Below are 13,688 nucleotides of genomic sequence, written 5' to 3'. Positions count from 1 at the left end.
GCGGGAGCGAGCGCTGCATGCCCGACAATAAATGCTACAGAGTGCCGCAAGACCCCAAATTTATGCTTTTCACGCGGCAATCCTGCTTAAATTTAGAACTGCGCGAAAATCACGTAATGGCGTAATGGAAGGAGCGTGAATGCCTGTTCAGACTTTCGCTCTAAGGCCCTTAGGGTCGAAAAAGGCCTGGAGCGAAGCGTCCGCGTCATACAGCTTGCCAGCGATTTCGATCTGCCAGTTTCCCGCGTCGATCCATTCTCGGCTTACACCGTCAGCGTGTTTGACATAGCCAAGTCCTATCGAAGACCCGAGCGTGAAACTCTTTACGCCGGACGAAACGTAACCGACGATATCGCCGTTGCGTCGGATAAGCTCTTCGCGGAAGAGCACGGGGCTGGGATCCATCAGCTTAAATGAAAGCAGCCGCTTGCGAGGTGTGCCGGCCGCCTTCTGTGCATCCAAGACGTCCTTGCCCTGGAAGCCGCACGGCTTCGACCAGTCAATTGTGAATCCGAGTCCGGCTTCGAGCAGGGTGTCGACTGGCGTGAGGTCAAGCTCATACTCGCGGTAAGCGCGTTCTGAGCGAAGATGCTCCAGGGCATGGTAGCCGGCTGGACGCAGACCATTCCCATCCCCGGCTTCCCATAAGATATCGAAAACGTGCTGAGCCATTTCCGTAGGAACATGCAGTTCCCAGCCAAGCTCTCCGATATATGTCAGGCGGTTGGCGATGACCCGCGCATAGCCGACATCGATTACTTGGCTGGTGGCAAAAGGGAACGATTCGTTGGAGAGATCGGCGTCGGTGACCTTCGAGAGGATGTCACGGGATTTTGGGCCCTGCAGGGATAGCACCGCATAGGCTGAAGTCACATCCGTCAGCGTAACGTTCCACTCCGCGTCGATATGTTTGCGGATCCAAGCTGTGTCGCGCGGATGCACAGTGGCCGAGGATATGATGAGGTATTCAGTTTCCGAAAGCCGGTTGACGGTAATGTCGGTCTCGATACCACCGTTCTTGTTGAGCATATGCGTATAGACGAGTTTGCCGACGGGGACGTCGACATTACCCGCGCACAGCCATTGGAGGAACCGGCACGCGTCCCTTCCCTGGATGAGGTGCTTGCCGAAGGAACTTTGGTCGAACAACACCGCGTCAGCACGCGCAGCGCGGCACTCCTCGGCAGTATGTCTGAACCAGTTTGGTTCGTCGTACGAGTAAACGTTATTTGTTGGCTGGTCCTCTCCGGCGAACCACATTGGACGCTCCCAGCCCATGCCCTCGCCAAAGCTCGCGCCAAGTTTCGCCCAGCGATCATGGAGAGCACTTTTGCGAACCCCGCGCGAAGTTTCTGGTTGATGGCTCGGCCAGTGCATCTTGTAGTGCAAGCCGAGTACTTCTGCCGTGCGATCGTGCAGGTAACGCTTGTTGATCTGGAACGGATGGAAGCGGGCCACATCCACGAAGCTGATGTCCATCTGCGGGGACTTGGCAACGATCCATTCAGCTAAGGCGCGGCCGGCGCCCGCCCCATACTCGATGCCTTCGGAGTTGTAACCAGCAGACACAAAAAGGTTGTTCAGTCCCGGGACCTCGCCGATCATGAATAGCAGGTCCGGAGTAAAGCTTTCCGGGCCATTGAAGAACTTAGCTATTCCCGCATCGGCAAGTCCGGGAACTATTTCAATAGCCTTGGTCATAGGCAGTTCGAAATGGTCCCAATCTTCCAAAAGTTCGATGAAAGCCGTCTCTTTGGGCAGGCTCTCCATCGCGAGGGGCTTTCCCCAAGGCTCGAAGGCGCCGATAAGGAGCTTTCCCGCATCCTCCTTTAAGTATACGTGACCATCAGTGTCCCGCAGGACCGGGAGCGTAGGACGGATGAAATCCATCGGTTCCGTGACCACGTAGAAATGCTCGGCGGCGTACAATGGGACGCGCGCACCTAACCGCGCTGCTAAATCACGTGTCCAGAGCCCGCAGGCTAGTACCAGCGTTTCCGCCTCTATGACCCCATGGTCGGTCTGGAGCTGGTAGAGACCTTTCGGCGTCCGCCAAAGGTCTTTTACCTCTTGGTTTTCGAAAATTCGGACCCCATTCTGCTTTGCACCTGCTGCCAATGCCATGCAGGTGTCGATGGGGTTTGTCTGCCCATCCCGGGGGATGAACACTGCGCCCTCGATGATCGAAGCGTCGATTGCAGGATAAAGCGCCTTCGCCTCCGCCGGGGAGATCATATGGGCTTCAAGTCCAAAGCTCTTAGCGACCGACGCGTTGCGGGCGGTTTCGTGGAGACGATCCTTCGTCCGTGCAACGCCGAGCGTGCCGTTGCGTTTGAAACCGGTGGCCTGGCCTGTTTCGGCCTCAAGGGCATCGTAAAGCTCGGCATTGTATTTTGCGATTTCGGTCAACGAATGTGTGCCACGTGTCTGCATGATCAAGCCGGCCGCATGCCAAGTCGTGCCGGAAGTGAGAGTGTTCCGCTCCAAGATCGCGACATCCTTCTTGCCCAACTTCGCAAGATGATACGCAACGCTGGTGCCCGCTATGCCGCCTCCCAGAATGACTATCTCGTGATAACGGGCTGCCAAAGCGCGGGGGCGCACGAATGGGGAATGTGTCATGGAACCCTATGGATTGAATGAAGGGGCATGTGAAGCCGCCGCGTTCTCTGCAAATACTTGGTCAAAGTTAGCCGTGTGCGGCGTGCATATTCTGCGTTTTTTACATAGAATGATCGATTTGGCCGCGAGTGGCGTCGAACTTTTGCGGCTAACAGGCGTGTTCGATCCCTAAGATGCCGTCTTACCATGTAGAAGATGCACTCTGAGACGGCGTAGGGGGCTAGATCGCGTGCTGGGTTATCTTTGAAATCCCTTGCAACTAGTGTTGACGAGATCGAGAGTTCCTGACGCGGCGTACGCCGCGGGCATTGACCCAGAGGGCGTAATGATCAGTGTTCATCGGATTGCCGTATTTGATGCCATGCGCTTCGGCGGGTCCAAGCACGGCAACACGAGCTTCGAAGGCGTATTTACGAGGACACAACACAAACGAAAATCATTTGGATCAGTGGAATCCAGAAACAGCTATGATCATCCCGACCATTCTGGATACGTCACCGGCCTGTATCCCGCATGGTTGCGTACAAATTGATATCAGGATCAGTGTTAGTAAATTGTCTCTAGGAGATTGGTAGTATGAAATGGCCCGACTCGGGTTTGTGCCAAATCCTTGCCGGCTGCGGGCACCGGATGTTCACTCAGTCAGTTGGGATAATGCTTCCACGTTTGTAAATCTGCAGACAGACGCTCGTATTAATCCGCTTTATGTTCGGGTTCATCTCCACCATCATCTGGGTAATGTGATCATATTCCTCAACATCTTTCGCTGTAATGATCACGGTGAGGTCGGATGCACCTGTTGTGTAGAACGCCTGCTGTACATAGCTCTCGCCCAGCAACCATTTCTTAAGCTGGTTAAGAAGGTCCTTGCGCTCTCGCTCAACCTCTACGGCGGCTAGGAATACCAGCGGGCGGCCGACCTTTTTGCCGTCAACCACAGCGACGGTAGCGACGATAACCCCTAAGTCTTTCAGACGTTTGATTCGGCGCTGGACCGCCGATGCCGACAGGTTCACCACTTCGGCGATCGTCGAGGCCGGGAGTTCGGCGTCGACCTGGATGATCTCGAGGATCTTCCTGTCGTAGTCGTCGATGTCTTCAGTGCTCACAGGTTGCCTCCGTCGAAACTGAACAGCGATCCCCGCAAGTTTTAACCGGAGCCTGTACTGTCTGCCAACACCTCCAGATAAAAGCAGACCAACGCATTGGTCGTCTGAGCCAGAAGGCTGTCTGATGCCCACTGTTGATTTCCACACCTAGACGTTTCGGCGGGGGTTTGGAAACCATGCAAATCTCACGTCTGGAGTGGGGGCCGCACCATTGTAAAGCGCACGACGGTGCGGCGGCCGTCATTTTCAATGTTGATAAAATAGGCGATGTGGGACCTGGGCTAGGCGTTCACCTCCGTTTTCGGTGACTGCGAACGTCTCCGAGAGCGCAATACCCTGCTTATCTAGCCAAAGGCCTGACTGGAAGTGGAAGCACATTCCCGCTTCCAGGACAGTCTTATCACCATTCTGGATGTTGGCTGTCTTCTCACCCCAGTCGGGCGGGTAGGCAATGCCAACAGGATAGCCAACGCGGCTGTCTTTTGTAAGATTATTCCTTCGCAGGACATCCTGCCAGATATTCTCGACCTCGCCGCACGTCACACCCGGTTTCGCAGCCTCAAGTGCCCGATCGACACCTTCGATGATGATATCGGCAAGTCGGCGCGGCTCGTCGGTCACTTTACCAAGAAGGATCGTTCGAGCAAGCGGGCTGTGATACCGCTTGCGGACGCCCGCCAGTTCTAGAACAACCATTTCGTTCTCGGGCATGTCCCGGTCGGTCCAGTACAGATGGCAGGCGTGGGCATTCTCACCAACCATCACAAATGGAAATGCCGCAGGAGAGTCCCCGTAGAGCCCATCGGTGCCCATGACCGATGTATGGAGGATGTCAGCTGCTACCTCATAGCTCCTTTTTCCGGCCAGCAAGTTGTCGATAGCCTCCTGCATGGCGACGGTGGTGATTTTCCCGGCCTCTCGCATGTAACGGAGTTCCGCTGGCGATTTAGCCAGCCGAACCCAGTTTACGAGACGACGGTTGTCGACGATCTTGGCGTTGGGCAACCCCACCACGAGAGTCTGATGGCATCGGGCAGTGTAGTAGTCGACGTCCATTTCGACCCCGATCGTTTGGCTGGCCCACCCGCGAGTTTGGATGTGCTCGCTTAGCAACTGGAAGGGATGGACGTGCTGCTGATGCAGCATAGTTTCTGGGTACGGCAACAAATTCTTCTCGGGCAGTCGGGTGGTAACCTTGAGGGACGATGTGTCCATCATGCGACCGAACCAGAACGGTTCAGCTTCGTCTTTGTGCACCAGGAGGACCTGGGGCACATAGAACGAGAGCGCATCAAGACCCGTTAGGTAATTAATGTTCGCCGGGTCGGTACAAAGCAGAAGGTCTATTCCAGCACCTTCCATCCTCTCCTTGACCTTTCGAAGGCGCGCATCGTACTCTTCCGCGTCGAATGGGATTACATATGACATGTGACTTCTCAACTTTCTGACTCTAGTGCCTATTGGGCTTTGCCTGCCATCCAGCCGAGAATTTTTGCGTCGTTCTTCGAGACCCAGTCCTTCGCGAAGGTGTCGGGATCGATTTTCTTGGTGCCAACCGCATCGATCCACTGGGCGATTTCAGCCGGATCAAGCGTGATGTTGTTGAGGAGTGCGACAAGCTTCGGATCCTTTGCTTCCAGCTCCTTGGCATAGGCGATGTTGACCGAGATCGGAGCCCAGGCGGTCGTCGACGATGACATCGCAAGCCAGTTCGGGTTCTGGTCGGGCTGTACAATCTTCCACTTCGCCGGGTCATGCGGCGGCTCGTCGAGCATTACGACCTCCTTGCGGGAGAAGGTCGGGTGAGGGGTGTAGCAGATGCCTATCCATGGCGTGTCAGCTCTTATCGCCTGTTCCAAGTCCACAATCGCAAGGCTTTCCTCGACAGTCGTCAGTTCAAAGAGGTCGGCATATCCGTAGTCTCGGGCACGGATAAGCTCGGTTTTTGACGAGCTCCAGCCGGCAGGGCCGACCCAAAGTTTCGGCTTGCCGCCTGCAGCCGACCTGAATACGTCTGCGATCTCGGGACGCGACAGATCATAGATCGACTTCACGCCGAATTTCTCCTGCGTGTGACGCGTGGTGCACATCCCGGAAATTGAAGGGAAAGTCAAACTGCCCAGTTTGACGGTTTGCTTTTCCTTGACGTAGGTGTTGATCAGACTGTCGTGGTTCGGAGACCAGATTTCTGGCAGAATATCGATCTCGCCTTTATCCATCGATGCCATAATGATAGGCAGTGTACTGTTGACCACCTCGGCAGACGCACCGAAGTATTTTTCTGTTATTTCCTTCAGGACACTGGACATCGCCTGGAGCGATGGCCAATTGGAGGATCCGATCTTGATTTTCTCCTGGGCCGCTGCCGGTGCGGCCAACCCCATTGCGACGGCAAGAGCGAGCATCGAAAGCTTGATCTTCATTGGTTATTACTCCTTTTCCCTTGTATGAGCCTATCCAAGATGATGGCGCAGATCAGCACTGCCGCCCCCACCAAGAAACCTTGTCCGACGGACGCGAATTGCAGTGCCTGCAAAACATCCTCGCCCAGGCCGCCGGCGCCAATGAGCGAAGCAATCACCACCATCGATAAACACATCAAGATCGTCTGGTTGATCCCTGCCATGATCGACGGCATGGCGAGCGGCAACTCGACTTTCACCAGACTCTGCCAAGGGGTCGCACCGAACGCGACGGCCGCCTCCCTGATGCTGAGCGGTACCTGCTGAAGACCCAGAGCTGTCAGGCGCGCTACCGGCGGCATTCCGAAGATAATCGTGGCCAAGACCCCCGGCGTCTTACCGATGCCAAAGAATGCGATGATGGGCACCAGATAGATGAACGCGGGCATCGTCTGCATGAGATCGAGCATAGGCCGGAATATGCGGTACGCCCTTGGGCTCTTGCCGCAGAGAATTCCCAAGGGAATGCCTATGCTGAGCGCCAACACAGCCGCCGTTCCCAAAAGCGCGATCGTAACCATGCTCTTCTGCCAGAAACCGAAAAGAGCCAGGTAAACCAATCCTGCCCCGGTGAACGCTGCGGTTCCAGAGCCCGCAAGCAGCCATGCAGCAAAGACAACCACCAGGATCGTACAAATCCACGGAAGTCCTTCGAGAAGGCTTTCCACCGAGGCGACTAGTGCCGAGATGCTTCCTGTAATCGCATCAAAGATCGACCGGCCCGATTGTGTTATCGACGTAAAAAATCGATCGAGGGCAGTTGCTGTAATACCTGCCAGCTCTGAGGTGTTCGTCTGGATGGCCAGCGTACTGGCAAGTTGTGGTACTTTGGCGCCGAAAAGCGCGACGACGTAGATGATGACTAACAAGAGCCCACAGGCCACGACACGCTGATAGCTGCGTCTTGATGGCGTGGCTCGGTCCCGCCGCCAGCGCATGTACTGGCGCGAATAGAGCCAATCTCCTGCCACTGCAAAAATCGCCCGCAAACCTAGCAGGCCTGCGATAGTTGAGACGATTAGCATCGTTGCGGCCCGAGCCTTGTCGTTGGCAACTGCTCTTTCGTTCGCCGCTGACTGAGCGAGCGACTTCGAAAGTTCCTGCATCTGGTTCGCCGCCGCCTCATTCCCTTTCTGGCGCTCGTCATTCGCCTGGGTGAGGCGCGCCTCACTCAGTTTTTCAAGTGACTGAGCACGCGACATGTTGTCGACGCTGAGGCCACCGGTGCTCAGGAAGACAATGCCGATGACCAAGGCAATCTCGACCAGCCCTGCTACCAGGAACGCCCCGAACAAGCCGCGTGAAGCAGCCCACAATGGACCTACTATGGCGGCTGCCCAATTGGGTCTGAGTCTGGCGCGGCTTCCCTCAAAGAGGTCCGCAAACTTACCTTGGTAGTAGCTGCTGTTGACGCCCGTGAATTCGGCGATTGAACTCGACCAGTCCTGCTCCCTGTATGACCTTGTCATGTCAGCGGACTTCCTTCATTGCGGACAGCATCGTCTCTATTGTCACCATTCCGACGGTACGTCCGGATTGATCCACGATTGCAATGTCGGAGCGGGTTTTTGCGCCTGTGGCGATCAACTCCGCCAGAGGCGTTTCAAGTGTGGCGACGGGTGCGTTTGCAACGTGGGGGGGCTCAGTAGAATTTGCCGGAGTCATCACGTGACGCGCGGTAAGGATGGGAACGCGCGAGATGCCGCGGACAAAGTCTGCAACATAGGCATCTGCCGGCGAGGTAATGATGTCTGCAGCCGTTCCGAGTTGGACGATCGCGCCGTCTTTCATGATCGCGATGCGGTCACCCAGATGGAAGGCTTCCTCCAGGTCGTGCGTGATGAACAAAGTGGTTTTTCCGAGGTCGCGTGAGAGCGCCAGGAATTGGTCCTGCAGATCCCGGCGGATCAGCGGATCAAGTGCTCCAAACGGCTCATCCATCAGCAAGACTGACGGATCGGCAGCCAGAGCTCGCGCAATTCCGACGCGCTGGCGCATACCGCCAGAGAGCTCGGAGGGAACCCGGTCTTCCCACCCCTTGAGGTCCATCTGTTCGATTGCGGCCTGAGCGTTTGCCCAGCGCTGACGCTTTGACACGCCTTGCAGTTCAAGGCCAAAGGCGACGTTGTCCCTGACTGTCCGGTGGGGCAGGAGGGCAAAATCCTGGAAGACCATCCCGACCTGCTTGGAGCGAATTGAGCGGAGCTCCGCACTCGTAACCTTGGAAATGTCAACGCCATTGAGGCGAATTATCCCGGTTGTCGCTTCGATGAGACGGTTCACATGTCTGACGAGCGTTGACTTGCCACTTCCGGAGAGGCCCATGATCGCAAGGATTTCGCCCTTCTTGATCGAAAAACTTACGTCTCTGACCGCAACGACACACCCGAAGCGCGCGAGAACCTCGTCCTTACCGAGGCCTTCATCCAAGATAGCCTCCATAGCCTCCGGCGCACGGGTGCCGAAAATCTTCCACACGTTGGAACAGGATACCACTGGTTCGCGCTGGTCGACGCCCAGTTGGTTGCCAACTCGCAGCTGACCTTCCTCGAAGGCCGAAGCGTGGCTTCTGCTGTGCATAGCATCAGCGAAATTCGTCATGGTCCGTTTTGTTCCCCTTGTTAGCTGACAGTATATTGAGCGCCGAGCGCACTTCTCGCGCGTATTTCGCGAACTTTAAGCTGCTAAACCGCGCGGTGACGAGTAAAATCGCCGCCATACATCGCCTGTCTAGATGCGAGAATGAGAGGGGAATGCTCAGATCTGAATTACTTTACAGGGCGCTAGCGGGCAGGCTGGGCTAGGGTCACAAACGCGAGTTCGATGCCTTATGGGCTGGCCTATTGGTCAGGAAACTTACTGATGACCGCCGCAAAACTTGACCCGATCGACCTGAAAATCCTCGACGCCATCCAGCGCGACGGACGCATCACCAAGCTGGCGCTGGCCGAACGGGTCGGGCTGTCGCCGACGCCATGCTGGATGCGGCTGCGCAAGCTGGAAAAGGCCGGCATTGTCGCGGGCTATCATGCCAGGATCGCCATCCGCGTCGTCGCGCCTGTCGCCACCGTGCTGATGGAAGTGACGCTGGCCAGCCACCGCCAGGCCGATTTCGACCGCTTCGAGCGCGTCATCCGCGATATCCCCGAAATCGTCGCCTGCTGGTCGGTCGGCGGCGGCGTCGACTATGTGCTGAAGGTGATGGCGCGCGACATCGATGCCTACCAGCGCCTGGTCGATAGCTTGCTGGAGCGCGAGATCGGCATCGATCGCTACTTCACTTACATAGTCACCAAGACGGTGAAGGATGAGACCGTCTTGCCGTTGGCCGACCTGCTGCCACCACATTCGTAGCGGAACCAGAGTGATATTCTCTTGCCGGCGCGCGCAATAAAGAGAATCTCTCTTCAGGTAGGCATCCAAACAGCCTCTCTGTCTGCCGATGGCGAATAGTCTCCCTGTATCAGTCCGATCCGGGAGGCCTCCACCATGTCCGCGCACTTTGCCCGCACGATCCGCCATGACGCACTCGACCGCCTCGTCGATCGTCGGCTGCTGCGCGAGCTCGCCTATGTCGATGGACAGTGGACGGCGAGCGAGGTTGCTGAAAGCTTCGAAGTCACCGATCCAGCCAGCGGCGCCACGGTCGCCTTCGTTGCCGCACTCGATGCCGGACAGACAACGAAGGCGATCAACGCCGCTTCGCGCGCCTTTCCAGCCTGGAGGGCACTGCTGCCGCAAGAGCGCGCCAAAATCCTTCGCAAATGGTTCGAGCTGGTCGTCGCCTCCAGGGACGATCTGGCGCTGCTGATGACGCTGGAACAGGGCAAGCCACTTAAGGAGTCGCTGGGAGAGATTGCCTATGCGGCCTCCTTCGTAGAGTGGTACGCCGAAGAAGCCAAACGCCTCAATGCCGAAAGCGTCACCAGCCACCTGCCCGGGGCCGAGATGATGGTGCGGCGCGAACCGCTCGGCGTCGTCGGCATCGTCACGCCATGGAACTTTCCGTCGGCGATGTTGACCCGCAAGGCGGCGGCAGCACTCGCCGCTGGCTGCACCATTGTCGCGCATCCGTCCTCGGAAACGCCGCTGTCCGCGCTGGCGCTGGCCGAGCTTGGCGAGCGCGCCGGGCTGCCCGCCGGCGTCTTCAACGTCGTTACCGGAAAGGCTTCCATCATTGTCGGTCGGATGTGCGAGAACCCCCGCGTTCGCGCCATGAGCTTCACCGGCTCGACAGAAATCGGCAGGCTGATCGCCGCACAGAGCGCGCCGACGATGAAGCGGCTGGTAATGGAGCTCGGAGGCCACGCCCCGCTGATCGTCTTCGACGACGCCGATATCGAAAAGGCAGTGACGATCGCGCTCGACGCCAAATTCGCCACCTCGGGCCAGGACTGCCTCGCCGCCAACCGCATCTATGTGCAGCGCTCCCTTTACGACCGTTTCTGCGCCGCCTTTGCGCGGCGCATCGAGATGCTGCGAACCGGCAATGGGCTTGCCGATGAGACCGAAATCGGACCGCTGATGCATGAGCGCGCCATCAAGAAGGTCGAGGAACAGGTCGCCGATGCGCTCGCCCGCGGCGCGCGCTGCCTTGCCGGCGGCAAGCTTCACGCGGCGGGATCGCTGTTTTACCAGCCGACGTTGCTGGTAGATGTCACCGACGAAGCGCTGATCATGCGCGAAGAGACCTTTGGCCCCGTCGCCGCCGTCACGCCGTTCGACAGCGAGGACGAGGTGATCGCCCGCGCCAACGCCACCGAATATGGCCTCGTTGCCTATGTCGTCACCGAGAACGGCGCGCGACAGCAGCGCATGGGCCGCGCGCTCGACTACGGGATGGTCGCTATCAACCGCGTCAAGATCACGGGCGCGCCAATCCCGTTCGGCGGCGTCAAGCAGTCCGGCATCGGCCGCGAAGGCTCGCGTCACGGGCTCGAAGCTTTTACTGATCTCAAATACCTCTGCCTGGACGTGGCGTAGGCTGCGACCGCTTTGTCTTTCAAGGAGTCAAAAAGAATGCTCGACCAGTCCAACGAACTCGCCGCCTGGGATCGCGATCACTTCTTCCATCCCTCGACGCATATGGGCACGCACGCGCGCGGCGAAAGCCCGACCCGCATCATGGCCGGCGGCGAAGGCGTCACCGTCTGGGACAACAATGGCAGGAAGAGCATCGATGCCTTTGCCGGCCTCTATTGCGTCAATGTCGGTTATGGCCGCCAGAAGATCGCCGATGCCATCGCCGAGCAGGCAAAAAACCTCGCCTACTATCATGCCTATGTCGGACACGGCACCGAGGCGTCAATCCGGCTTGCCAAGATGATCATCGACCGCGCGCCGCAGGGCATGAGCCGGGTCTATTTCGGGCTGTCGGGCTCCGATGCCAACGAGACCAACATCAAGCTGATCTGGTACTACAACAATGTGCTGGGACGACCTGAGAAGAAGAAGATCATCTCGCGCTGGCGCGGCTATCACGGCTCGGGCGTGATGACCGGTTCGCTGACCGGGCTCGACTTGTTCCACAACGCCTTCGACCTGCCGCGCGCGCCGATCCTGCACACCGAGGCGCCGTATTATTTCCGCCGCGCCGACCGCTCGATGAGCGAGGAGCAGTTCTCGCAACATTGCGCCGACAAGCTCGAGCAGATGATCCTCGCCGAAGGCCCTGACACCGTCGCCGCCTTCATCGGCGAGCCGATCCTCGGTACTGGTGGCATCGTGCCGCCGCCGGCCGCCTACTGGGAAAAGATCCAGGCCGTGCTGAAAAAATATGACGTGCTGCTGGTCGCCGACGAAGTGGTGACCGGCTTTGGCCGGCTCGGCACCATGTTCGGCTCCGACCACTATGGCATCAAGCCGGACCTGATCACCATCGCCAAGGGCCTGACCTCGGCCTATGCGCCACTGTCGGGCGTGATTGTCGCGGACAAGATGTGGCAGGTGCTGGTGCAGGGTTCCGACAAGCTCGGTTCGCTCGGCCACGGCTGGACCTATTCGGCGCATCCGATCTGCGTTGCCGCGGGTGTCGCCAATCTCGAACTGATCGACGAGATGGACCTGGTGCGGAACGCCGGCGAGACCGGCGCCTATTTCCGCGCCGAGCTCGCCAAGGCCGTCGGCGGCCACAAACACGTTGGCGAGGTGCGCGGTGACGGCATGCTGGCCGCGGTCGAGTTCGTGAAGGACCGCGACGACCGCGTCTTCTTCGATCCGTCGCTGAAGGTCGGGCCGCAGATTGCTACGGCGCTTGCGGCGAGCGGCGTCATCGGCCGCGCCATGCCGCAGGGCGACATTCTCGGCTTCGCGCCGCCGCTCTGCCTGACGCGTGAGGAGGCCGACACAATCGTCGCCAGGACCGCCGACGCCGTGAACAGCGTGTTTGCAAGTATCTGAAATCCAGCCATGAAATAGTCGAGAAAGTGCTCCGCGTTGGGGCGCATGCCAACAGCTCGTGTAAACGGCCTTTTGCTTTTCGTCGTGCCCGGCTACGAAGCCAAAGCGCCGTGCCGGCCCATCCTCGGGCACGGATTTGCCGACGATCACCTCGATTGGTCGGTCTGTTGGTCCAACTGCGCACGTAGCCGCCACCGATGCCGATCCTCACGGGCGGTCCGGGCATCGGCATCTTGTTCCATTTGGCCTGGGACGGTTTGCGACGTCGCCTGCTTGGGGCCGAGTTCGGCTTCGAGACGCAAACGTAGAGCCGACGAGGCCCCCAGCTTTTTATGCTACCGGGCTGCTTCGGACAGAACACGCCTGACGCCAGATCAACAACCTTGCATTAAGCAGCATTGGGAATAGAAATTTCCGCCTCCATGAAGGTCACAGCATTCCCACACAGGAAAACACGATCTTTAGTCAATTCGCAGACGAGCCAACCCCCACGGGCCGACGCCTGATAAGCTAAGAGCTAGTCGCAACCCAACCGCTTCGCCCAATAGGGAACAAGTGTGGCATGGATCGACCCCGTAACCGGGTCTTCGGGTATACCTGCACCTGGCGCGAAGTAGCGGGACACGAAGTGTGCCTTCGCGCTCTCGGCCTCCTGCCCCGTCAGAACGAGGCCTACAGGGGCCGAAGACAGCCGCCACACAGTGCTCGACAAGAAATTGAGAGTCCTGACGGGGCACGACGCCGTCGCAAACCACGATTATGTTGCCGATCCCTTTTGCTTCAGCGCCTCGACGAGCTGCGGTAGCAACGTCTTGGTGGCCGGCCGCCAGGGAAGACAAGAAGAGCAGCCATAACTCCCGACCTTGCCGCTCGACCATTGCTGCGCGGCAATCCATTGAACTGGGTCATCACCATATTCCATCATTGGCGGCAAGCTTGTAATCGCCCTCGGAGCGGAAGCGCACGCCGGCGGATGTGAGGAGGGCAAAACGGGCAGCAAACAAAACGCTCGAAGAGACGGCAGCCTCGGACGATGAGGTTTTCATCCTATAATTCCGCATATGCTGAAGGACGTGAACCCGATGGTGTGGCGTAG

The 13,688-nt window shown here is 58.2% G+C and carries 11 protein-coding genes; 4 read left to right on the top strand and 7 right to left on the bottom strand.

The window, feature by feature from the left end:
- Positions 1-147 precede the first annotated feature (147 nt).
- Positions 148-2,622: a GcvT family protein gene (locus tag C8D77_RS29040; protein WP_109670721.1), complete on the bottom strand. Its 2,475-nt coding sequence runs from the start codon at positions 2,620-2,622 to the stop codon at positions 148-150.
- Here C8D77_RS29040 and C8D77_RS37755 point away from each other — a divergent pair.
- Positions 2,621-2,794: a hypothetical protein gene (locus tag C8D77_RS37755; RefSeq protein ID WP_170136848.1), complete on the top strand. Its 174-nt coding sequence runs from the start codon at positions 2,621-2,623 to the stop codon at positions 2,792-2,794. The genes C8D77_RS29040 and C8D77_RS37755 overlap by 2 nt on opposite strands.
- Positions 2,795-3,260: 466 nt before the next feature.
- Here the strand turns inward: C8D77_RS37755 and C8D77_RS29035 are convergent, their stop codons facing one another.
- The 5 genes from C8D77_RS29035 to C8D77_RS29015 form a co-directional block, all read right to left on the bottom strand.
- On the bottom strand, positions 3,261-3,731 hold the full coding sequence (locus C8D77_RS29035) for an Lrp/AsnC family transcriptional regulator (RefSeq protein ID WP_109670719.1): 471 nt from the start codon (positions 3,729-3,731) through the stop codon (positions 3,261-3,263).
- Between the two features lie 246 nt (positions 3,732-3,977).
- Entirely contained in the window at positions 3,978-5,159 is a 1,182-nt protein-coding gene (locus C8D77_RS29030; protein WP_109670717.1) for a M24 family metallopeptidase, read from the bottom strand.
- Positions 5,160-5,188: 29 nt separating this feature from the next.
- A complete protein-coding gene (locus C8D77_RS29025; RefSeq protein ID WP_109670715.1) occupies positions 5,189-6,154 on the bottom strand; it encodes a glycine betaine ABC transporter substrate-binding protein in 966 nt (321 codons plus the stop codon).
- Positions 6,151-7,662, bottom strand: a complete 1,512-nt coding sequence (locus C8D77_RS29020; RefSeq protein ID WP_109670713.1) for an ABC transporter permease — start codon at positions 7,660-7,662, stop codon at positions 6,151-6,153. Before C8D77_RS29020 ends, C8D77_RS29025 begins: the two co-directional genes overlap by 4 nt.
- Position 7,663: 1 nt before the next feature.
- Positions 7,664-8,794 (bottom strand): quaternary amine ABC transporter ATP-binding protein, encoded by a 1,131-nt coding sequence (locus tag C8D77_RS29015; protein ID WP_245951900.1) that lies wholly within the window; start codon positions 8,792-8,794, stop codon positions 7,664-7,666.
- Positions 8,795-9,055: 261 nt separating this feature from the next.
- Here C8D77_RS29015 and C8D77_RS29010 point away from each other — a divergent pair, with 261 nt between their 5' ends.
- The 3 genes from C8D77_RS29010 (at position 9,056) to C8D77_RS29000 (ending at position 12,592) form a co-directional block, all read left to right on the top strand.
- On the top strand, positions 9,056-9,547 hold the full coding sequence (locus C8D77_RS29010; RefSeq protein WP_109670708.1) for an Lrp/AsnC family transcriptional regulator: 492 nt from the start codon (positions 9,056-9,058) through the stop codon (positions 9,545-9,547).
- Between the two features lie 135 nt (positions 9,548-9,682).
- Positions 9,683-11,176, top strand: a complete 1,494-nt coding sequence (locus tag C8D77_RS29005) for an NAD-dependent succinate-semialdehyde dehydrogenase (protein WP_109670705.1) — start codon at positions 9,683-9,685, stop codon at positions 11,174-11,176.
- Positions 11,177-11,212: 36 nt separating this feature from the next.
- Entirely contained in the window at positions 11,213-12,592 is a 1,380-nt protein-coding gene (locus C8D77_RS29000) for an aspartate aminotransferase family protein (RefSeq protein WP_109670703.1), read from the top strand.
- 517 nt (positions 12,593-13,109) lie between these two features.
- On the opposite strand, the gene C8D77_RS38870 is transcribed toward C8D77_RS29000, so the two are convergent.
- Positions 13,110-13,292, bottom strand: coding sequence for a PhzF family phenazine biosynthesis protein (locus C8D77_RS38870; RefSeq protein ID WP_281277054.1), 183 nt, complete (start codon positions 13,290-13,292; stop codon positions 13,110-13,112).
- Between the last annotated feature and the right edge of the window lie 396 nt (positions 13,293-13,688).

Source organism: Mesorhizobium loti, assembly GCF_003148495.1.
In the GTDB taxonomy this organism is placed as follows: domain Bacteria; phylum Pseudomonadota; class Alphaproteobacteria; order Rhizobiales; family Rhizobiaceae; genus Mesorhizobium; species Mesorhizobium loti.
This window is presented reverse-complemented; position numbering and strand designations above follow the sequence as displayed.